Here is a 22,700-nt window from a genome sequence, read left to right as displayed (position 1 = left end):
ATGGAAAAGAAAGAGCGGGATATCATTCTGGAAATAGAAGGAGAGTGCGGCCCCAAGTATGAAAAAATAGAAACGTTTTTGACTTCTCCGCTCAGAAATGTATATTATAATGCTTTCAGGATGACAGAGCATGTAATCCGGATGAGTGAAGAGCATGAAAAGGGGCGCTATGAGCGGCTCTATAATATCATTTCGTTTATGGGCGAGAGGGGAACAGGGAAGACGTCTGCGATGAGCTCCTTCACAGATGCTTTGAAAAGTTTCGATGAGAAAAAATACAGGGAATTTATAAAGGGCTACACAGGCGATCAGGAAGCTGCCGATTCTGAAGAGAGCAGTCTGCCAAAGACCAGGTTTGTGGTTCTGGAGAATATCGATGCTTCTTTGCTGGAAAATAAAGAGGATATTTTTGAGGTTGTCCTGGCGAAGATGCTGGAAAAGCTCGTGGAGCGTATGCAGAATGGCGGTGGATATGCGCAGGACACTCTTCATTTTCAGAATATGAAGCTGATCCAGGATTTTGAAAGCATCTGTAAAAACAAAAGAAATCTGGAACTGCGGGAAAAGGAGCGCTATGGGGAAGGTCTTTCTTTTGTAGAGCTGCTGCGGAATCTATCCGGAAGCATGGCTCTAAGGGAAAGCTTTGGCAGGCTGGTTCCGGAGTTCCTGCATATGCTTTCAGCGGATTCTGGCAGGGAGGCTGGAAGGAGAGAGGAGAGCTTTCTGGTCCTAAACATCGATGATCTGGATCTGAACAAGGAACGGGGATTCGATATGCTGGAACAGATTCACCGGTATTTTATGGTGCCGCATGTGCTGATCTACCTGGCTGTTTCAGAATCACAGCTCACGGATATCTGCGCTAAGCATTTCAGCGGGATCTATGAGGACAGCGGCAGTCTCGCCAGATCCTACGCTGATAAGGTCCTTCCGGTTTCGCAGAGGATTTATATGCCGGTATTACTTGCAAAAAAGAAAAATATTTATGTTGAGAAGAAGGTTCTGGGGCAGGACAGACAGGAAGATCCGAACGACTACGATATCAAGGAAACGATACTCTGGAAGATTGCTCACAGGACCTTTGTCTATTTTGACGGCTGCGGCCTGAAGACGCATTTCTATGAGCCGGAGAATATTCGTGAGCTGACGAATCTGTACCGGATTCTTCAGTCCATGAAAAAGCTGAGCCTCGAGGGATGCAGCATCTATCTGCGGACAGAAAACGAAAATAAGGTGAAATTCCCTAATAATGCTTCTCTGCTGGAAACATCTGAAATCAATTATGATGTACTGCTGGATGATATCTATAACCGTCTTGCCGGCAGCAGGCTGAGTAAAAGCCAGCTGAAATATTTTCAGAGGCTGTACAGGGAGGATATTTCCCGCCAGGGAGAGCGTTTTCTGCACTATATCTGGGAGAGGTGCCAGGAGGAGCCCTATTACAGCGAGAGCACAGGACAGGGATACAGCCTGGGGGAGGTTCTCAGGGGCATGTATCATATGGGACGCGTATCCGAGGAGGAGAAGCCGTTGATTCACTGCTTCATGGCGCTGGAGACTGCTCTGCTGACACGCCTTTATATACGCTCGCTTTACCATCCTGAAACGAAAGTCAGAAACAGGGCAAGAAAAGAACTGTTGGATTCTGTCGGAGGCTCTGTCGTCGGAAGCTGGGGAAATTATCTGTTGCCTGTGCTGGAGGATAACTCAGAGGTAGATGAAGGCAGCTCCTATAAGATGGGGTATATGAAAATTCTCAGCAGGACCGGAGGGAGGATTCTGACTCAGAAAAGACCAAGGAGCTGGAATCTGGATAGCTTTCTTTCAATGCTGGGTAAAAATAACCTTTTGAAAGTACTGGAGCTTCTGCTGATGTGCGTCACGAACTGGGGAGTGGAGTACAGATCCGGCTCTGCCTGTGTGATGACCATAAAAAAAGCATCCAGAAAAAGTGAGAATGATGAGGATGAAACCGATTTATTCAGAAAAGAGGATGCAGGAAATGCTGTTTACATTGAATACATGAACCGGAACATAACCTGTGACGTGTGGGGGTTCGTCGTCAATTCGGCCAGATATGAGCAGTTTTTTTCCGAGCTCCATGAAGCGCTTGTGACTGCGATCAGCAGATGTTTTGATGCGGAGTCCAAAGCCGAGCTGGAAGGAATCAGAAATGTGATTAAGAAAAATTCTCTGCTGGAGGAGTATAAGGAATGGGAAAGGGCGTATGGATATGCTGTTTTGCCGTTTTATAATGTAGATATGCTTTATAATATGGAGAAGAGGGTAAGGAGAGAGTGCAAAAAAAAATACCCCACAGGAGTAGGAGTCAGAAAAAGGGAGATTTATGATGCGGTTCTGGATGTATATGAATCGATGAAGATTCAATTAAATAAGGAAGACGGATTTTACAAAGACAAGTTCAGTAGCTGGACGTCGCTTGAAAAAGCATATTCTATGTGCCCATATATTCAGTATACTATTGGGGAGAAGAAAGAGCAGCTTTATAAGGAACTGAAGGACGTGTTTATGCAGTTTATTTATGAGAGAGCGGTTTATGTGGATGAAACCAGAGAAAGAGGAGTGGAAGTTCCATCTGAAATAGAGGGTTTTTAAACAATGCTGGATAATCTGGAAAATGTACTGAAGATTCTGTTTGGAAAGGTTTCTCCGGAAGCGGCGCTGCACGGACAGCTTCAGGCGGAGCATATCCGGGAAAGGGAATTTGTGCAGATTATGAGGGGCTATGAGCACAGGTACAGCGATACGGAGCTGTCAAATCTGTACGATTATCTGACGCGCAGCTTTGAGGAGCGTTTTTCGATTCTGGAAAGGTATTCGGGAGCGGGACAGACGCTGAATATCTTTCGTCTGCTGTTCCGGTACAGCACGGAGCTTCTCCGGATAGAGAATAATGAAATACTTTGCGAGTATAAATGGTTCCTTCACTGGAGAATGAGTACCTTAAGCCTGAGCGAGGATTTGTTTATCACTGCGTTTCTGGCCTGCAGAGATACTGCGGGAAGCATGTCGAATGTGCCGTTTAACTGGAAGCCGGTGATAACGCACAATAATACTCAGCTTCATCGGATTCTGGAGCGGGGAATGTCCGAAAATCATTATCATCTGAAGGGCTCCGCGCCCGTTTTTCAGCTTACCTGGATCAGTATCATGAATGATATTTCAGAGGCTTCCTTCTGGCGGCATTTTCAGGATATTACTAGGGCGAGACGCAGCTTTCGCATACAGCCTGCTCCGGGATACCAGGAGCAGGAGCTGGCTTTGCAGGTGTTGCAGGCTGCTCTGATCCGCGGACATCTGTGCTGGGTGTACCTGGAGGAGAAGGGCAGAATCGCAGATGATTATTTCAAAGACGAGCCGGTTGATCTGACTGATGTGCAGAAGGTATTCTATTATCTCAGAAATCCTTCGGAGCTTTGGCTGATCAAGGGCGAGCTGGAAAAGCTGTTCTGGGCTGTTGGAAGTACGGGAAGGCAGGAGCTTCTTTCGGAGCTTCCGGATTACGCGCTGAATGGAATTCCGGTCAGAGAGGTTCATATAGAGGATGAGACGACAGTATATCAGGGGGAAAGATGGTTTCTCTATACTTCCTTCAGGTACATAAAAAACAGAGCCAGAAAAAGAGAGCATGTGGCGGATCTTCTCTATGCATATATATTGATTAAGGAAAATATACGTTCGGAAATCGTGCAGAATAACAACGAAGTGGGATTTGAGAATTTTTCCATTTACCAGGATCGAAAGGATATTTTTCTTGAGACTCCGTTTTACAGAAAGACGCTTGTCAGGGAAGCTGTTCAGAATACGCTTCTGAGCGGAAAGGTCATGACGCTCGAGGCCAGAATCGTGCCGAAGGATACGGCAGAGAAGCTGGTAGAGCAGGTAAAAGAGCTGGATCGGTTTATCATAAAGGAGGCCTCCTGGGAAAACCGGTTCTTTTATACCGTCCATTTTATCAAGTTTACAGAGAAACTGACAGAGCGGCCCGTCACTCTTTCCTGCCGGAATATCAAAGTTCGGCAGTCTGTGGAGAAGAGAGCGAAGGCGCTGGCGGAGATGAGGGAACGTTATCCGAAATACGCGGTAAGGATCCGAGGTATCGATGCGGCGTCACAGGAGATCCTATGCCGACCTGAGGTATTTGCGCAGGCCTACCGGTTTCTAGCGGATCATGTGCGGCGGGAAGATGGAAGCTTTAGCAGGAAGCTTAACGAGAGGTTTTATGAAAAGCTGCCGCAGCTTAAAATGACCTATCATGCGGGCGAAGATTTTTTCGATGTAGTCAGCGGGCTGCGCGCCATAGACGAAGCGCTTGTATTCTTGAACCTTTCCTGCGGTTCACGCCTGGGTCATGCGCTGGCACTGGGAATCGATACGAACGAATGGTATGCGTCCAAAAACGACAGAATCCTGCTGCCCCAGCAGGAATATCTGGACAATGTCGTGTGGCTGTATCATGCCCTGACGATTTTCCATATCGAGGATGTGTCCCCGGTGAAGGAATATCTGAAGAAGGAGTATGATTATTATTTCCGGCTGATTTACGGAAATGCGATGCGGGAGGACGAGTTGGCCTGTATTCGTTCCAATGCGCGGGAATACTATAGGGGAACGATCTGGGAGAGATATTACCAGGACAGAAAACAGGACTTTAATATTGAAACCTATTATGACGCGTGGTGCCTGAGAGGTGACGCGCCGGAGTTGTACCGGGAAGGCTACTTCAAAAAGCCCTATGCAATTGACAGCATCCGAGGCACATACTCCTTCTATACGGTAAACAAGAAATTTCCTGCGGAAAAGCAGGATATCCGTTTCTTTCAGGAAAATGCTGTCTTATATTATTTCTATCATTTTAACTGGGATGTGCGGTATGAAGGAGAGAAGAGGATAGAAATTAAGACCAGTCCCCTGTACAGAGAGGCGGTCGCCAGAGTTCAGAAGGCTCTGCAGAGAAAAGTAGTCGATTACGGAGTGGCGATAGAGACGAATCCCTCCTCCAATTACCTGATAGGCACGTTCAAACGGTATGATAAGCATCCGATCATACAGTTTTATAATCGGAATCTGACCACGGACGAGGAAGAGCTGAGCGAGTGTCCGCAGCTCTGCGTCTCGATCAATACAGATGATATCGGCGTATTCAGCGTGTCGCTGGAAAATGAATATGCGTATATGGCCCTGGCGCTGGAAAAGGCAAGGAATGAAAAAGGAAGCCCCAGATACAATAAGAATATGATTTACCAGTGGCTGGATGATATACGGGAGATGGGGGTCGATCAGACCTTTTTAAGCAGCGAAAAGCTGGTAAAAGCGCGGAAAACATGGGAAGAGCAGCAGATAAGCAAGTAGATAAGAGCACGGTGGAGAATTCGCTTTTTTGCTGGCTCTCCGGTATAATAGGAAGCAGCAATAAGAAAGGTGGCTCCTTAATGCCGCAGTCAGAAATGGAAGCGTTCATCAGCTACAGAAAGAGGTAATTGAATCCTTATGCCAGCTGGTGGACGGTCAGCACCTTAAGATCGAGCAGATGGTCAAAAGTCATGAGGAGCAGACCGCACAGCTGAATCAGATAATTGCAAATCTCAATGAGAAAGTCCAATATCTGAAGAAAAAGCTGTTCGCATCTTTCAGTGAAAAAAGATGTATTCCCAGGACAGATGGCCCTGTTCAATGAGACAGGAACGGCTACGGAGCCTTTTTGTACCGGAACCGACTCTGGAGGAGGATGTTGACGATTATAAACGTCAGACAAGGAAACACAAGGCTGTCAGAGAAGAGATTTTGGCAGGACTGCCCATAATCGAAGTTCTATGTACGGTACCGTATGAGGACAGGAAATGCCTCTAAGGAATTTCTGAAAGGATTCCTCAGAAACTTTACCTGTGAAGACTTCAGAGATTGGTTATGGCTTGAAAATGAGTCCGAAGGTATAGAAGAACTGATACTCTGGTCTGATATGATACAGCAGAGATGCCGGATTAAATTTAAAAGTTGAAGTTGGAATATTTTACTTCAACTATAGCTAAATGCTTTGCTAAAAGACAACCATTATTTTATGGAGCACTTACAAAACTCAGATATCGATCCTGATAAATTTACTACCATCTACAGATTTGAATATATATGGTATATTAAGGTTAAATATATGAGCGTCGGTTATGCAATACAAAGAGGGAAAATGTTTAAAAAATTAACGATATGGTTTTTTTATGATTTTGGCGGGAATGCTCCCTATCGGATTTAAATGAGTAGTCTGTGACATTAGTGGAGTCTTATTTACATATTCCAGTATCTGTTCAGAAATTGCAATTGATAGCATTATAAATTGCGTCATGTCTCGGCTGGGATGGAATTGTTTTCTGCAACAGAAGAAAACTAATTTGAAATGATAAAGCCTATTATATTCTTGTGGGGGATACAAAAATGCAGAAAAATACAAATGAATACTATAAATACATCAGAAGCCATATTAGCATCGCAGATGTATGCAAGGCACTTGATATGCAGCTTCGTCCGGTGGGAAATGCTTATATCACCCAGTGCTTTTTACATAGTGATGAGCATCCCTCTCTGCGTATTTTTACTGAAGAAAATAGATATCATTGTTTTCAGTGTGGGGAAAACGGCGATATCTTTCAGCTGGTGAAGGGAAAGCTTGGCTGTAATTTCAGTCAGGCGCTGTCCTGGCTGGAGGAACGTTTTCCTCAGATTTTATCGGAAAAACCGGATTTTTCGGTTATTCAGGCTGACGGAGGACGCGGCCGGTATGCCGATGGGCTTGAATTAGCATGGGATTGTTATCGAAAGATGACAGAAGACGAAGAAGACAAATTGCGGCTTTTTGCGGAAAAGCGGGGATATACAGCAGATTTTTTGAAGAAATCGCAGGTGGTGTTTGCTTCAAAACAGAAACTGAAGAATCAGTATGGCGGGGACGAAAGGTTCATTGAAGAACAGAACCTGCTGCAGGAGGCGGGACTGCTGCAAAAGGTTTCCAGAACAGAGAATACTCCCGGGATAAGGATTCGCTATGAGGATTACTTTCGGACAGACCGGGTGATTATTGCCCTCCGTGACAGGAAGGGAAAACTGGTGGGATTTGCGGGAAGAAGCGTATCTGACAGCGCCAGGCCAAAGTATCTTTTTACGCGGAATCTGAATAAAAAAGACTGGCTTTACGGTTTTGATGCTGTCTTCGAGAATGTTTATTCACGGAATTCCAGAAAGAAGGAAGTACTGTATCTTGTGGAAGGAATTTTTGACGTCCTCCGCTTAAGAAGTAAAAATATCAATGCTGTGGCAGTGATGGGGAGTTATTTGCTTCAGGGACAGGTGAAGATTCTTGCGGATTATGTTTCCCAGAGCAGAAATGTAGTTGACCTCCGGGTACTTATGGATTCAGATGAGGCGGGATTCAGAGGGAACTTTCAAACCGTTAAAAGCCTGTGGAACAGCGAAGTGCTGAGAAAAACGCCAGTAAAGGTAGCGGTTTTGAAAGAGGGCAAAGATCCGGATGAGTGTCTGAAGGGGCAGACTGCAAGTACGAAGTCTTTTGCCGCATACTCTGCTATGGAATATGTTTTCCGTTATCTGTTGTGCAGCGGCGGTGAACAGCCAGTTCATGGCGCGCAGTTGATCGAGCTGGATCCGGAGAAAAAATATAACCAGAGAAGTACGGATGAGAAGCTGCTTCTCCTTCGTCAGATAGAAGAGCTGATGACGAAAAGCGAGTGGCAGCAGATGCTTGGATGGCAGAGCGGACTGTCAGATGCTGAAAACACTCAAAATCGTCCCGAACATTTTATCTGGAATCTGATTCGGCAGTATCTTTCTGACTCGTCAGATGGAGAGGAGTATGGGCGAAGTCAGGAGAAGGATTATCTGTATCACATGCATACTGCGCTGCAGATTGCCCGTACCAGCTATGACAGGGAATCCTTGTTATTGGATGAGGATTCATGGGACCGGATTGCAGCAGGGGCAGACGCCTTTTTTCCGTATTTTTATGAGCTGCTGGAGGAGGGACGATCCATTGACGCCATTCCGATGATTGAGATCTATACGCCTAAGAAAAGGGATGTGCAGAGAAGGAAGACGTTTTATATCCATGAAGAATTGCTTCTGCAGCAATACGTTTTAAACGAATTGCTCAGCTCAGGCGTACACCGTATGTATGAGGAGTTGATTCCTGCCGTGCGCTTCAGCGATGGAACAGGAAGCTATGTCACAGGCTATGGAGCGCCGGGAGAGGTGGTCAGCTTCGCCTATCAGATCAATATGGCGGCGGTGAATGGGACAAAAGAGAGCCGTCAGGGAATGTTCCGGTCTTTTTATGATTGCTGGAAAGACTATATCCGGTATGTAAGGGATGGCATCGAAAAGCTGGACGGCAAGAGAGTTTATAAGGTAAAACTGGACATAAAAGGATTTTATGACAATATCCCGAAAAGCGCTCTTCGGGATGCGCTGTATCGGCCGATTCAGCAGGCGCTGCTGAAGGATGATCAGAAATTCCGGTGCTTTCACCATGGTGACGGTGAAACGGATACTCGGGCTCATATACTGGTTCAGTGGGTGCTGAATGAATTGTATAAAGATGTCTGCTATAGTGCCCAGACAGGGCAGAGTTATAAAAGAGGCTCCGCTTCCTGTGGAATCCCGCAGGGCCCCAATCTCTCTGCATATGCCGCCAATGTTCTGCTGTTTGATCTGGACAGACAGATTTACGATATTGTGCAGGAAGTAAACCGAAAATGTGAAGAGGGAAAAATCGCGGTCAGATACTGCCGCTACGTGGACGACATGATTATTATTGCTTCCGATCCGCTGGTGCTGCTGCGAATAAAAGATACGATTTCCGGTATTCTGTATGATCTTGGTCTGGAATTGAGCAATAAAACCGATGAAGAAGAAAGCGTGTCAAAGGATGAGGCTTTTGACTGGACAGTCAGCGCAAGAGGAGGCCTGGGGGTTTCCGCCGGGTTTGATATGGCGGATGATAGCCTGGAATCTGTGATTGACGACTGCGACGGATATGATGTGGTTGACCGCAGGGAGGCACTGAGGCTTTTAAGCGGCGCTCTGCGGCCGGGTTTGTATGAAACGGAGGAAAACAGAGCTTTCCAGGAAACAGTCAGTGAAGCGCAGCTGCTGAATATTATTTTTCAGACAGAAGAAATCCGAATCAATGACATTATCCGTTTTGCGGAACTCTTGATCTGTAGAATTACGGAATCACAGGAAGAGCTTTTTGGAGCATACCGAAGATTATGGAACGAGGGGAAAAAATCGTGTCCACAGGATTCTGTGCTGCAGACTGCGGGCATAGAGGTTTATGTATTTCTGGAGTCCTGTATCAAAATCCTTATGAGGAAAAAAAGGGCAGACAGAGAAGCCTTGTATCAGGGATGGGCTGCGGCGGCGAAGAAGATCGAGGAGACCATCCATCCGGAAGGAGAGTTTGCCAAACAGATTTTGAGAACGGTTCCGGAAGAGGAGCTGTTGAAGAAAAACTATTGGGTACTCTGCCTGAAGTATCTGGAGCTCTGCAGTCTGCTGCAGATGGACGAGGATATTTTTGCGGACACGGAAAAACTGCTTAAGGACAACAGCTATGGAGAACGGTGGCTGTGGACTGTTTCCGGAAAGAAGATTCCGGAAATTTCAGAAAGCGCAGGGAGTCTCCAGTGCTTTCAGTTTGTTCTGGCTCAGTATCAGAAGGCGGACAGCAGAGAATATATACAGGAAATCAACAGCCAGATCAGAAATTACAAGGAACATCTGAAAACCTTCCGGTCGCAGCAGGATTTACTGATCAGGTGTATAGAGATATGGACGGATACTAATTTGAACGGAAGGTATTCCGAGCAGGATTTGAGAATGGCACTGTGCGTGCTGCTGAATATTCTTCCTGACCAGCAAAAAGCAGAGACGATTAAGAGTATAGAACCACTTGCCGATTATCTGTTTCCAGGGGAAGAAGGAATGCAGGTATTGCCGGTATTTCCCGGCGTGGACTATCCTGGAATGATGGCTTATGAAAAACAGGGGGATTTTCTTACAGCGGAACGATACGACTTTCAAACAGATGACGCGAAGACCGGAGAGGATTCCGCATGGGAGATGCAGAAGGCAGAAAAGGTATCGGGAAAAGCAAAACATTATATCAGGAAATGGTCGGATCGGGACGGCGGCTATGTCAGTCTGGAGGAGTATTTTCGCCAGGATACCGATCGGCTGGAAGCAGAGAAGGAAATGTGTCCAGTATTGACGAATTTGATGAGAAAGGTACTGGAAGTTTATCGTGTTTTGGAAAAGGAGATTCGGGAAATTTCAGATGCTCATCGGGAAGAAAAGCTGCTTCTGTCCAAGAAGAATGTAATACTCTGTAAAGAACCGGAAGGAAACACAATACATTCGGTGAATTTGGGATTGTCTTATCTGATATCTTCCAGAAAAACAGGAGACACTGTGGCGCTGGAAAAGAACGGAAATTATGTTCTTGAAAAAGTCAATGAAAGCGGCGCGTCTTTCTGGATTGCGGGAAGACTGCTGGCGGATGCCATCCACCTGACGCAGATTCATCTGCAGACAGATGACAAAAACAGTGAGACTGCCAAATGCGCAGAGATGCTTCGCTACGTTTTCCGCAGGCTGGAGGGGCATTATCTGCATTTGTCGGAATGCGGAAAGAAGAGCCCGCACAGCTGGGAGAAAACCGTAGATAGGGCTCTGGGACATCTGAAAAATTTTCTGGACAGAGAAGCCCACAGGGATGTATATCTGGAAAATGCCGGGGAGGAAGACAACTTTATTAGGTTTCGCCTTGGCAGGGATATCTATGATTTTGAGGATGTTTCTCTGGATGTGGCAATATGGGCAAAAAACTGCCTCAGGGGACACTATCCGGAACTGGTCAGGCTGATGGGTGAACTGCCCGCTTTCCGGCAGAAACCATTTGCGCTGAAACGGAGAGTGCCGAAGTGGTACTGTTTTTTGGCGGCTCATCTGTATCAGCTGGCTTCTCCCGAAGCTTCTGATTTTCCGGCAATCCGCACATTGTCCGCCGGATTCTTTGCGGATGGAGTATTGATGAACCTGCGCATGCAGACACTGGAGAGAATCCATGCATTAGATCAAAGACGCCGGGATGCTTTCTTTGCCCGGACAGAGATTCCATATGCGGAGCTGGGACTTGCTGAAAATAGTGTGTTGCTGACAGGAGAGCAGAAGGATAGCAAATGGGGGCGTCTGTGGAAGAATCTGCTGAATCGGAAAACGGATCGGAATATCCGGCATCTTACCCATCTTGGCTGGATTGTCCTGCTGGCAAAGCTTTATGAATTAGACAAAACCACCGGTTATATATGTACGGAAAACCAGGATCTGAGAGAAAAGGTGCAGATGTGTCTTGGAAAACTTGTGGAAATGCTGACGGACAGGCAGGAGGATTTGTACCTTCAGTTTCCATATGAAGGATTGGGGAGCTTTTACGCTCTGTGGACGCCGGAGAATGTTCACCAGATGATCGAAGAAATGAATTTGCTGGATGAAGCTTCCGGAATCATTGTGGAGAAGGGACGGTTTGCTGATTACAGCCAGAAGGTTAGAAAAGATGAGGTAACTATAGGGTATGGAAATTATATGTTTACCGAGACGTCCGGCTTCCTTACTTACAGCAAACTGGACGGCAGGCTGTCTGCGCTGGAAAAAGATGCGGATGACAGCAATAAGACAGTTTTTACACAGACGCGAAAGGGAGAAGCGGTTCTGGGAATTTCCACTATTGCGGAACTATTTGGCAGACTTCTGCAGGCCTGGGAGAAGAAAGCAGAGGAACAGGCAGATACCTCGCTGGATGATCAGACAGATGAGCCGGGTAAAGCGCTGCAGGAAAACGGTATAACGGAAGAAAATGCAGGCGAGGAAGAAGAAGATTCTCCGGAAACTGCGAAGAAAGATGGATCTGCTGTCTCAGGCTCCGCGTTTGGGGATACGCTGGAGGAAGTTAAGGGTATATCTTTCGGGACAGGTTTTGCTGCACTCCGGAAGGAACAGAAGAGTCTCTGGAAATCCCGCAGGAAAGAACTGGAATTTTCAAATTTTGACCGGATTGCCCTGTTTCAGTTCAGCATTGATTCCAGCTACTACCCGCCGTCCACGGAAAAATGCAGGCTGAAATCGATAAAAAGCTGTGGGATTGGCGGTGAGGATAAGAATATGGAGCAGAAATCCTTCCAGGTTCCTGAATGTTGTCCCAGCTGTGCGGAGTACAGGAGGCGGGAGATACTGAAACCGGTGTTGGAGACCTGCAGTATTTTTGGCGTGGAGATTCTTCTTCTGCCTGAATATTCCATTCGTCCGGAGACGGCAGATTGGATTGCGGATACCATATATAATAATAAAAATTATAATTTTTCTGTATGGGCGGGTACCTTTCGGATACCGGCAAAGCACCAATTTCCTTCCGGAAGATACTGGGATGATGAAAAGAAACTGAATAGTAAAGAGTATCGCCATGCGGCAGTGCTTCCTGTTATTTTCAATGATTCAAAAGTTGAGGATCGGCAGGTGAAAATTGTGACGCATAGGGTAAAGAAATATCCTTCGGTAGCGCTGCATGAAGAGATTAACCCTTATCCAGGCGTTGGGAATAACAATTTTAAGCCTCTGATGAAAAAGTATTATGAGAGCAGATATGAGGATAATCATCTTCTGGGCGACGCCCGCGATCACGTGACAGAACTTATCTGTGCAGAGGTATTTGCTGTGTGCGCGATCTGTAATTATCCCAGTCTTCTGAAGGAGTCTTATGCCGCTTTTCAGAAGTATACCCCGGGAAAAGAAGAGAAGACTGACAGTAATACGGTTGATAGCGGGAATCGTAAAGAGAATAATTCTGAGAAAAATAAGTCTAAGGAAGAAAGAAAAATTCCCAGGAGATTTGAAGAATATGAGCAGGAAATGCTGGAAGATATCAGGGAATATGGGAAGTACACTGCCATCTATCAGATGCAGAAGCATTTTTTAAGAACCCCCATAGTTCTTGTGCCCGCCTGTACGACCAGAGCAGCAGATTATTATGTTTGGGGACAGGGACAGTATCTTGCGGCTGGTCTGAAAATGGTATTGTGCAATTCCACCGGATTGGAAACAAGGGGCGGCAGCTGCTTCATTGGTCAGGAGTCCTGGGATGACAGAAATATTACATATGATGAAAGGAAGCTTTGCAATACGCTCTATCACGGTCTGAAACCGGGAATATTCAGGCAGAGCAGTCCGGACAAAGACAGAGGAGCACTGGGAAGCAAGGAACAGGCACTGCTGATCTGTGATGTAAATCCGAACTATGAGAAAAGCCAGCCCAATGCGGAATCCATGCTGGATTCACTTTCTCTTGTGGCACATATCCCTGTTTTTGAGGAGCAGATTCACAGAGATGAGAAATGCGCAGGCTGCAGGAATCCTTATTTGCACAAAGGGAATACAGGCAAAAACTCAGTAAAGGGTACCGAAAAAAGACTAAAAAAGCTTATCGCTTATGTGAACGCTGAGGAGACTTCCCTCTGGAAGAATACAATGGATGCAGATGATGAATATACGGTTAAAAAAGAGGTTAAAGATGAGGTAAAAGGAGATTCAGAAACAGATGATCAGACAATAAATAAATCATATATTGCGGAGATACTGCGTTGGCTGGGGAAAAAGTATGAAAGCAGATGGCTGGAGCGGCGGGCAGACTTCTATGAAAAGTATTCTACAATTCGGCCACAGAAATGGCCTGCACCTACGATTTTGGACTGGCTGTATATCAAGGTTGATTATGAAAAATTTATGGAGGCAGAGCGCAATTCAGAGGATGAATGTGTGATACAGATGACGGAATAAAGCCGGGTGGCTCCCCCAGATGAGACTGGCGCTTTCGTGCTACAGATGCCGGAAAGGAATGTTGGGAAGGTGAGGGCGAAAATGCCTGTAGGAATTGAAAATTTTAAAGAATTCTCTACAAAGGATTTCTATTATGTAAATAAAACCATGTTCATCAAAGAGCTTTTGCAAAACTAGTATAACGTTCGGCAATTAACTGGACTTTTTAATTGGCAGTGTATCAACAATAACCTTTTCGGATACATCAATATCATCAAGATTATATTTCCAGTGAAAAACTACTGGTACTTGGTTGATTTCATCAAAATACAAATAGATGCGCTCTTTCAGTTCTTCTTTTGATTTCACACGAATACCGCGAAGCATCTGTTTTGTCATTTTGCTGAAAAAGCCCTCGACCATATTCAACCAGGAACCATGCTTTGGAGTGAACACAAATTCAAATCGCCCGGGGATTGTGGCAAGGTATTTTCTTGTTGCTTCGGATGTGTGCACTTTCAGGTTGTCAAGTACAATACGGATTTTATCGCCTTTTGGATATTTATTGTCGAGTATTTGCAGAAATTCAATATAGTCCCCACTGTTATGAGTTTCGCTGACCAAAGGAATGGCCTCGCTTGTCTGCAGGTCAATTCCTGCTAACAACGACAAGGTTCCTAGACGCTTATATTCGTAATCCCTGCTGATTGTGCTGTGTTTTTCGTCAGGAAGAAGATCCTCTGATGTTGTAGCAATTGCCTGAATACCGGGCTTTTCATCATAGGAAAGTACATGGACTACCTGTTCGTTTTTATCCCACGGCAGAAGTTGCCCGTTTTCATCGAACTGCATGGAAAGCTGTTTATATACCAACAATACGTTATGCATTTTCCCATCAAAATCAGGATCTCGATTTTCACAATAATACTTGATACGAAAAGGCTTGATTTCAGCTTCATCAAGTATTGTATGAACAGTGCTTTTGTGAATCGTGGAGAGTCTTGTATACCCGGCTGCTTCTGCATGTCTGTTGATATGCGATGTAAGTTTCGCATAAGTCCAGGTTTCTGCAGCATAGCCAAAATCAACCGGCTTTTGACAGGCAATGTTAATAATCCAGGCCTTTTCATCATCGGTGATCTCAGCATTGCGGCCGCGCCCTGGGGCATCAAACAAAGCATGCTCCACGCCACCTTCGGCGTATTTGTTTAAACAAAGCATAACACTTTTGCGGTTGATGCCAATTTTATCCGCAATCTCATTAATGGTACAACCATCGGCCTTTAAAAGCAGGATACGGGCACGGCTAACTGTTTGTGCCTGTATGGTACGGGCACGTGTTTGAACTTCAAGATATTCACGTTCCTCAGCACTGAGGTTAATGACAATTGATTTCCTTCCCATAGATAGGATACCTCCATCATCTGATGTAACTATTCTATCACGGGCAGGAAATAAAGTCCGGTTATTTAAAAGATTTTATACTAGGGAAAGGTAAAACTGTTTACGCGCTTCAGGCATTTTGGGAAGCTTCTTAATATGGACATGCTGAAATGCTTTTTTGAAGTCGGAAACGATCCGGTGCTGCTTGGCGGGTTAAAAATCATGCAGGAAAAAGCTTTGTGTGAAGGCTACGTGGGGAATCCCCCTGTGATTTCCAGCGGTCTGAAAAGTGTTGACCTGCCGCAGGCGACTGCCCGACAAGCAGCTGGAACTGACATTGTCGAATCGAGAGGTGGGGGGGGGGAAAACAGTTCATCGATTTGTTAAGGGATTGGTTTGAAGAAACGACCAAGGAGATTTGGCGTGGATCAATCAGTTTTGCGTGGTATTTCGAACTGGGGAGCAGCTACAATTCAGAATATACTCCGTGATTACTTATGGAATTTTGCCAGTGTCTGGGATATAGCGTTCAGATAAATATGATGCTGGAGCAGACTGGGCTCATGTTTAAACTATAATATTGGGATAATAGAAGTTGGAGGCGGTATATGTAGAAATTAGTCTGAAAAAAGAGGGATGGGGATACATTGGTCCTTTTTAGTCAGGAATCAAGATATTTTAATGCAAGTACGTTTTCCAGTTTGCAGTTGTTTCGACAACAGTATAATCCGAATACTGCTTCACAGCGTTATAAGTATTTGCATTTTTCGCTTAATAGATTAAATTTGCACTTTTCAACAGCCCGTCTTTCTGGTAATATAGAAATATCTGAATGAAAACAGGAGGAATAATTATCTATGTGTGGAATCGTTGGCTTTGTGGGAAACCGGCAGGCGGCGCCTGTGCTGCTCGAGGGCCTTTCGAAACTGGAATACAGAGGCTATGATTCGGCAGGCCTGGCAGTACGGGATGGAGACGGTGACATCGAGATTGTAAAAGCAAAGGGACGCCTGAAGGTTCTGGAAGAGAAGACAAACGATGGGCAGGCCTTAAGCGGCGACTGCGGAATCGGTCACACACGCTGGGCGACGCACGGAGAGCCATCAGAGGGAAACGCGCATCCTCACTGCAATGCAGATGGTTCAATCGTCGGAGTTCACAATGGTATCATTGAAAATTACCAGGAACTGAAGCAGAAGCTTCTGAAGCATGGATACACCTTTTATTCCGGCACAGACACGGAAGTGGCGATTAAGCTGGTAGATTATTATTATAAAAAATATCTGGGAACACCGGTAGACGCCCTGAATCATGCCATGGTGCGCATCCGCGGCTCCTATGCGCTGGCTGTAATGTTCAAGGATTATCCGGAAGAGATTTATGTGGCCAGAAAAGACAGCCCGATGATCCTCGGCGTTGCGGATGGGGAGTCTTATATTGCCTCTGATGTGCCGGCCATTCTGAAGCATACAAGAAATGTATACTATATTGGCAATATGGAGCTCGGCCGGGTGCAGAAGGGCAAGATTACCTTCTACAACCTGGACGGAGACGAGATTGAAAAGGAGCTTGTGGAGATCAAGTGGGATGCGGAAGCCGCAGAGAAGGCCGGCTTTGAGCATTTTATGATCAAGGAAATCCATGAGGAGCCGAAGGCTGTACAGGATACGCTGAATTCTGTGATTCATGACGGGCGAATCGATCTGGCGGAGATGGGGCTCGATGATGAAATAATCCGGGGCGTCAGCCAGATTTACCTGGTGGCATGCGGCTCGGCCTATCATGCCGGCATGTCTGCTCAATATGCAATAGAGGATTTGGCAAAGATTCCGGTGCGGGTGGAGCTGGCTTCTGAGTTCCGTTACCGCGAGATGCCTTTGGATGAGAAGGGCCTGGTTGTGGTTATCAGCCAGTCAGGCGAGACTGCGGACAGTCTTGCGGCTCTGAGAAAGGCGAAGAGCTGCGGAATCCGTACGCTTGCTGTTGTAAATGTAGTGGGTTCCTCGATTGCCCGGGAAGCTGACAATGTGTTTTATACGTTGGCAGGACCGGAGATCGCGGTGGCGACCACGAAGGCCTACAGCACTCAGCTGATTGCCTGCGATATTCTGGCGGTTCAGTTTGCGAAGGCCCGCGGAACGATTGATGAGGAAAGGTATGCTTATCTGATAGAAGAGCTTTTGTCTCTGCCGGATAAGATTACGAGGGTATTGCAGGATAAAGAGCGGATTCAGTGGTTTGCGGCAAAGCAGTCGGCCTCGAAGGATGTATTTTTCATTGGACGTGGAATTGACTATGCGATTGCCATGGAAGGCAGCCTGAAGATGAAGGAGATCAGCTATATCCATTCGGAGGCCTACGCGGCGGGCGAACTGAAGCATGGAACCATCAGCCTGGTGGAAGACGGGACGCTGGTCGTGGGAGTGCTGACCCAGAGCAGCCTTTATGAGAAGACGCTCAGTAATATGGTAGAGTGTAAGAGCCGCGGCGCTTATCTGATGGGACTGACGACCTACGGGCATTACAATATCGAGGACACTGCCGATTTCGTCACCTATATTCCGAAGACCGATGAGCATTTTGCGGCGTCTCTGGCGGTCGTTCCGCTTCAGCTTATGGGATATTATGTATCTCTGGCAAGGGGGCTGGATGTGGATAAGCCGAGAAATCTGGCCAAGAGTGTGACTGTAGAATAATAATTTAAAGAAAAATGTTAATTGCAGGCTGGCGTTCCGGAGAAAAGATTTCTGACGGGCCGCCAGCCCTTTGTGATGTGTTTCCTAGATTTCGCAGTGATTTTCCGCTTTCTGTCTTGCTCCCCGGATCAGCTCTTCCTCCACCTCTGGCCGTGTCTGTCCGTTCCGATACACAAAACCGATTTCCCGGGAAGGGATTGGAAAGGGGAGAGGAAGCTCCAGGAGCGTTCCGTCTTTCAGCTCCTGGGCAATAAATTCCCGTATGACTCCGGCGATGCCCAGGCCAATGCGGGCAAAGTCGATCAGAAGATCCATGGAGGTCGTTTCCAGGATGTTTTCCGGGAACAGGGCGTTTTCCTTGAGGTAACGGTCGAGATACTGGCGCGTCAGGTTGTCCCTGTCCAGAAGCATCAGGACGCCGTTCTTCAGAAGCGTCAGGGTGTCTTCGGCGGCGGAAGGACGGAAGCAGCTTTGGCCTGTGAGGAGAGAAAGATTGTCAAGATAGTCCTTTGCAGCCACAAATGTATCCTGGATCTGCATGACGGGAGTGAAGGACAGGGAGCCGAGCTGTTCCGGCTTTCCGGTGAGGCCCAGATCGAGCTCGCCCTCTTCAAGCATCTGCAGCGTGTGGTTGGTGGACTGACAGGCAATAGTGACGCGGAGGTGAGGATGAAGCTTGACGAAATCCTTCAGAGAGGGCAGAAGGACGTATTTGCAGAGGGTAGAGCTGACCCCGATGCGCAGCTGGCTCATACCGAGCTCGTGGCGCAGGCGCAGCTGGTTTTCCGCGCTTTCGAGCGTCTGCAGGGCGGATCTGACATGGGAGAAAAGAAGTTCACCGTCTTCTGTCAGCCGCACTCCCCGGGAGGAGCGAACAAACAGGGGCGCGCCCACCGCCTGTTCCAGTTTCTGTATGGCTTTGCTGACGGCGGGCTGGCTGATAAAGAGCTCGTCGGCGGCGCGGGAGATGTTTCCGGCCCGGGCTACCGTGTAAAAGATACGGTATAGAGACAGATTCTGATACTGATTCATGATGCTTCCTCCTCTTATGAATATACCTCAGCCCCGGAAAATGCGTAAGGACAAAGGACATTGCAGTTTGCTATTCTGAGTCCTGCGGGGTAAAGGTATGATGAAAAACATATTAAACCGGTCAAATAGCGGCATAACATAATTTATAATTATAGTAAATATTCATAATATGTATTTTAATTATATCAGTAAATGTGATAGAATACAATCAGGCTATATAAGAAAGAAGGAGAACAGAAGCATGGGAATGACAATGACACAGAAGATTCTGGCCGCGCATGCGGGACTTCCGGAGGTAAAGGCCGGGCAGCTCATTGAAGCGCAGCTGGATCTGGTGCTTGGAAACGATATTACGACGCCGGTGGCTATCCGCGAGATGGAAAAGCTTAAGAAGCAGGAGGTCTTTGACCGGGATAAGATTGCCCTGGTCATGGATCATTTTATTCCGAATAAGGACATCAAGTCGGCAGAAAACTGCAAATGTGTGCGTGAGTTTGCCTGCCGCCAGGATATCACAAATTATTTTGATGTGGGAGAGATGGGCATTGAGCATGCGCTTCTTCCGGAAAAGGGCCTGACGGTAGCGGGAGACTGCATCATTGGGGCTGACTCTCATACCTGTACCTACGGAGCGCTGGGAGCGTTTTCCACGGGCGTAGGAAGCACGGACATGGCAGCAGGCATGGCTACAGGAAAGGCCTGGTTTAAGGTTCCTTCCGCAATTAAATTTAATCTGATGGGAAAGCCTTCCAAATGGGTCAGTGGAAAGGATGTAATCCTGCACATCATCGGCCTGATCGGAGTGGACGGCGCCCTGTACAAATCTATGGAATTTGTGGGCGACGGAGTGGCGAATCTGTCTATGGACGATCGCTTCACGATTGCCAACATGGCGATTGAAGCTGGCGGAAAGAACGGAATCTTTCCGGTAGACGAAAAGGCGGAGGCTTATATGAAGGAGCATTCCAGCCGTCCCTATCAGATTTATGAGGCGGATCCGGACGCAGAGTATGACGCGGAGTATACGATTGATCTGAGCGCGCTGAAGCCTACGGTGGCCTTCCCGCATCTTCCGGAGAATACCAGGACCTTCGATGAGATTCCGGATGATATCGCGATCGATCAGGTCGTGATCGGTTCCTGCACAAATGGAAGAATGGACGACCTGCGGACAGCTGCCGAGATCCTGAAGGGCAGGAAGGTGAAGAAGGGCCTGCGCTGCATCGTGATTCCCGGAACGCAGAAGATTTACATGGACGCCATGGAGGAAGGACTCCTGAAGATTTTCCTGGAAGCCGGCGCTGTGGTCAGCACGCCGACCTGCGGTCCCTGCCTGGGCGGATACATGGGAATCCTGGCGGCAGGAGAGCGCTGCGTTTCGACGACGAACCGGAACTTTGTGGGACGTATGGGACATGTGGATTCTGAGGTTTATCTGGCGAGCCCGGCGGTAGCTGCGGCCAGTGCAGTGACAGGAAGAATCTCCGAGCCCGCGGAGCTTGGATTATAGGAGGAAGGACAGATGCAGGCAAAAGGAAGAGTATTTAAATATGGCGACAATGTAGATACAGATGTAATCATTCCGGCCAGATATCTGGCTATCGCAGCTCCGAAGGAGCTGGCGGAGCACTGCATGGAGGACATTGACAGGGATTTTGTCCACAAGGTAAAGGCCGGAGATATCATGGTGGCAAATAAAAACTTTGGCTGCGGCTCATCAAGGGAGCATGCGCCTCTTGTAATCAAGGTGTCTGGCATTTCCTGCGTGATTGCGGAGACCTTTGCGCGGATTTTTTACCGCAATGCCATCAATATCGGGCTTCCCATTATTGAGTGCCCGGAGGCCGCAAAGGATATTAAGGACGGCGATGAGGTGCAGGTGGATTTCGACAGAGGAACCATTTACAACCTGACTACGGGAAAGCAGTATCAGGGTCAGGCGTTTCCTGAATTTATGCAGAAAATTATCAGGGCAGAAGGCCTGATCAACTATATCAACGAACAGTAAAGCGGTGCAGTGTTGTATCCGGGGCTGAAAAATCGGTCCCGGATACAGTGCGCTAAAGAAAAGGAAGCCTCTATGGGAAAACAAAACGAAGAGAAAACCAATCTTTTCAGGACGATGGGAAAAGCGCTCAGCATGGAAATCCGCGAGCATAGAAGCTCGTTTCTGGTCTATGTGGTTCTGCGGGCGCTGGTGATTCTCGTCATGATCCTTCAGATTTTTAACCGGAACTATGAAAATGTATTTTTGTGCGCTCTGACGCTCCTGCTTTTGATTGTGCCGAGCTTTCTGCAGGTCAATCTGAAGATCGAGCTGCCTACGGGGCTGGAGATTATTCTGCTGTTTTTTGTTTTTGCGGCGGAGATTTTGGGGGAAATCGAAGCGTATTACATCCGCTTTCCGTTCTGGGATACGATGCTGCATACGCTGAACGGCTTTTTGATGGCGGCTATCGGCTTTTCGCTGGTAGACATTCTGAATCGTAATGAACGGTTTAAGTTTGAGCTGTCTCCGTTTTTCGTGGCGATTGTAGCGTTTTGCTTTTCCATGACCATTGGAGTGCTCTGGGAATTTTTTGAGTGTGCCATGGATCTGTTTTTCGGTCAGGATATGCAGAAGGATACGATTGTCCATGCATTTTCTTCCGTGATGCTGGATCCGGAGGGAGCCAACCACCCGATCCGTGTTTCGGGTATTTATGATGTGGCAGTGAACGGGCAGAGCCTGGGGCTGGGAGGATATCTGGATATCGGCCTTCTGGACACCATGAAGGATCTGTTCGTGAATTTCGTCGGGGCTGTGATTTTTTCTGCGGTGGGATACGTCTATATCCGGAACCGGGGCAAGAGCTCTATTGCGGCGCGGTTTATTCCGAGGCTGAAGAAGCCGGAGGCAGACTTTCTGGAGATTGCCCGGGAAAGGGTACAGGAAGAAGAGCTGGAAGAGAGGCTGTCAGGAGAAGAGCGGAAGAAAAAGGAACGGCAGAGAGAGGAAAAGCCGGAGACAGAGAACGTGGAAAAGGGCGGCACAGATAGAACCAGTTAAGTAAGAATAAGCAAAAGCAGAAAAGGCGTCAGAAGGCTGCCGGAAGGAAAAGACAGCTTCCTGACGCCTTTTTGGGGGTGCGCCTGGCGGCGGAAAGACGGCTTCAGACCGGGCTTTGAAACATGGGAAGACCGGGCGGGCTGAAGGTAAAGGAAAAGAAGCAGGTCACAATCAGAAGCAGCAGGGCATAGTTGGCCAGCAGCGGCAGGTTCAGGGAAGGGCAGCGCACCTCCAGATAGCGGGACGACAGAAAGGTGACAAAGACGCTCAAAGCGAAAATCAGGATATCTGCAGCGAGAAAATTTCGGCCGATAATCCCCGTATAAGTAAAAAATGCCGCCAGAATAAAAAACATTCCCAGAATCACGCCCAGCACCCGGGCGGTCAGAAAGCTGCCGGAGACCTTGAAAAGCACGATGATTTCAAAGAGCGTGTAGACAAGCACTGGAAAGAACAGCAGCTTCAGATGCTCCCAGACAGATTCGCTGACCGGAGCAAACAGGGCGACGAAAGGATTTTCTCCGCTCCATTCGTAGCAAAAGTGAAGCAGGGTGCCTGCGATCAGAGTAAACAGGATTCCGGCAAGCAGATTGGTTCCTTCTCTGATTTTCATGTGAAATTCCTCCTATCTTTTTACAGCTATATTTCCG

The 22,700-nt window shown here is 47.2% G+C and carries 12 protein-coding genes; 9 read left to right on the top strand and 3 right to left on the bottom strand.

Annotated features, from left to right (window positions below; all coding sequences use genetic code 11):
- From B5E77_RS03330 to B5E77_RS17605, 4 genes are all read left to right on the top strand, one after another.
- Complete coding sequence (locus tag B5E77_RS03330) at window positions 1-2,616, top strand: hypothetical protein (protein WP_087163979.1); 2,616 nt, start codon at window positions 1-3, stop codon at window positions 2,614-2,616.
- Between the two features lie 3 nt (window positions 2,617-2,619).
- Complete coding sequence (locus B5E77_RS03325; protein ID WP_087163978.1) at window positions 2,620-5,373, top strand: hypothetical protein; 2,754 nt, start codon at window positions 2,620-2,622, stop codon at window positions 5,371-5,373.
- Window positions 5,374-6,447: 1,074 nt separating this feature from the next.
- Window positions 6,448-13,911: a CHC2 zinc finger domain-containing protein gene (locus B5E77_RS03320; RefSeq protein WP_087163977.1), complete on the top strand. Its 7,464-nt coding sequence runs from the start codon at window positions 6,448-6,450 to the stop codon at window positions 13,909-13,911.
- Window positions 13,912-13,956: 45 nt separating this feature from the next.
- Entirely contained in the window at window positions 13,957-14,088 is a 132-nt protein-coding gene (locus B5E77_RS17605; RefSeq protein WP_143468572.1) for an AAA family ATPase, read from the top strand.
- Window positions 14,089-14,103: 15 nt separating this feature from the next.
- Here the strand turns inward: B5E77_RS17605 and B5E77_RS03315 are convergent, their stop codons facing one another.
- A complete protein-coding gene (locus B5E77_RS03315; protein ID WP_087163976.1) occupies window positions 14,104-15,294 on the bottom strand; it encodes an IS630 family transposase in 1,191 nt (396 codons plus the stop codon).
- 135 nt (window positions 15,295-15,429) lie between these two features.
- Between B5E77_RS03315 and B5E77_RS03310 the strand changes: the two genes are divergently transcribed.
- Both B5E77_RS03310 and glmS read left to right on the top strand, forming a co-directional pair.
- A complete protein-coding gene (locus B5E77_RS03310) occupies window positions 15,430-15,660 on the top strand; it encodes a hypothetical protein (RefSeq protein WP_087163975.1) in 231 nt (76 codons plus the stop codon).
- Between the two features lie 470 nt (window positions 15,661-16,130).
- Entirely contained in the window at window positions 16,131-17,969 is a 1,839-nt protein-coding gene (gene glmS, locus B5E77_RS03305) for a glutamine--fructose-6-phosphate transaminase (isomerizing) (protein WP_087163974.1), read from the top strand.
- Between the two features lie 84 nt (window positions 17,970-18,053).
- Here glmS and B5E77_RS03300 read toward each other — a convergent pair whose 3' ends face one another.
- Window positions 18,054-19,001, bottom strand: a complete 948-nt coding sequence (locus B5E77_RS03300) for a LysR family transcriptional regulator (RefSeq protein ID WP_087163973.1) — start codon at window positions 18,999-19,001, stop codon at window positions 18,054-18,056.
- A gap of 241 nt (window positions 19,002-19,242) precedes the next feature.
- On the opposite strand from B5E77_RS03300, the gene leuC reads away from it, so the two are divergent.
- The 3 genes from leuC (at window position 19,243) to B5E77_RS03285 (ending at window position 22,050) form a co-directional block, all read left to right on the top strand.
- Window positions 19,243-20,511 carry a 3-isopropylmalate dehydratase large subunit gene (gene leuC, locus B5E77_RS03295; RefSeq protein WP_087163972.1) on the top strand — a complete coding sequence of 423 codons (1,269 nt, stop codon included), beginning with the start codon at window positions 19,243-19,245 and terminating at the stop codon, window positions 20,509-20,511.
- Window positions 20,512-20,523: 12 nt separating this feature from the next.
- On the top strand, window positions 20,524-21,009 hold the full coding sequence (gene leuD, locus B5E77_RS03290; protein WP_087163971.1) for a 3-isopropylmalate dehydratase small subunit: 486 nt from the start codon (window positions 20,524-20,526) through the stop codon (window positions 21,007-21,009).
- 72 nt (window positions 21,010-21,081) lie between these two features.
- Entirely contained in the window at window positions 21,082-22,050 is a 969-nt protein-coding gene (locus B5E77_RS03285) for a hypothetical protein (RefSeq protein WP_242963579.1), read from the top strand.
- Between the two features lie 103 nt (window positions 22,051-22,153).
- Here B5E77_RS03285 and B5E77_RS03280 read toward each other — a convergent pair whose 3' ends face one another.
- Window positions 22,154-22,663 (bottom strand): DUF6512 family protein, encoded by a 510-nt coding sequence (locus tag B5E77_RS03280; RefSeq protein WP_087163970.1) that lies wholly within the window; start codon window positions 22,661-22,663, stop codon window positions 22,154-22,156.
- Window positions 22,664-22,700 lie beyond the last annotated feature (37 nt).

The sequence above is a fragment of the Lachnoclostridium sp. An131 genome (genome assembly GCF_002160825.1).
Taxonomy (GTDB): domain Bacteria; phylum Bacillota; class Clostridia; order Lachnospirales; family Lachnospiraceae; genus Laedolimicola.
This window is presented reverse-complemented; position numbering and strand designations above follow the sequence as displayed.

Bases quoted from the DNA above. Each gene is read 5' to 3' on its own strand.
- B5E77_RS03330 (WP_087163979.1), top strand. From the start codon at position 1: ATGGAAAAGAAAGAGCGGGATATCATTCTGGAAATAGAAGGAGAGTGC.
- B5E77_RS03325 (WP_087163978.1), top strand. From the start codon at position 2,620: ATGCTGGATAATCTGGAAAATGTACTGAAGATTCTGTTTGGAAAGGTT.
- B5E77_RS03320 (WP_087163977.1), top strand. From the start codon at position 6,448: ATGCAGAAAAATACAAATGAATACTATAAATACATCAGAAGCCATATT.
- B5E77_RS17605 (WP_143468572.1), top strand. From the start codon at position 13,957: ATGCCGGAAAGGAATGTTGGGAAGGTGAGGGCGAAAATGCCTGTAGGA.
- B5E77_RS03315 (WP_087163976.1), bottom strand. From the start codon at position 15,294: ATGGGAAGGAAATCAATTGTCATTAACCTCAGTGCTGAGGAACGTGAA.
- B5E77_RS03310 (WP_087163975.1), top strand. From the start codon at position 15,430: ATGGACATGCTGAAATGCTTTTTTGAAGTCGGAAACGATCCGGTGCTG.
- glmS (WP_087163974.1), top strand. From the start codon at position 16,131: ATGTGTGGAATCGTTGGCTTTGTGGGAAACCGGCAGGCGGCGCCTGTG.
- B5E77_RS03300 (WP_087163973.1), bottom strand. From the start codon at position 19,001: ATGAATCAGTATCAGAATCTGTCTCTATACCGTATCTTTTACACGGTA.
- leuC (WP_087163972.1), top strand. From the start codon at position 19,243: ATGGGAATGACAATGACACAGAAGATTCTGGCCGCGCATGCGGGACTT.
- leuD (WP_087163971.1), top strand. From the start codon at position 20,524: ATGCAGGCAAAAGGAAGAGTATTTAAATATGGCGACAATGTAGATACA.
- B5E77_RS03285 (WP_242963579.1), top strand. From the start codon at position 21,082: ATGGGAAAACAAAACGAAGAGAAAACCAATCTTTTCAGGACGATGGGA.
- B5E77_RS03280 (WP_087163970.1), bottom strand. From the start codon at position 22,663: ATGAAAATCAGAGAAGGAACCAATCTGCTTGCCGGAATCCTGTTTACT.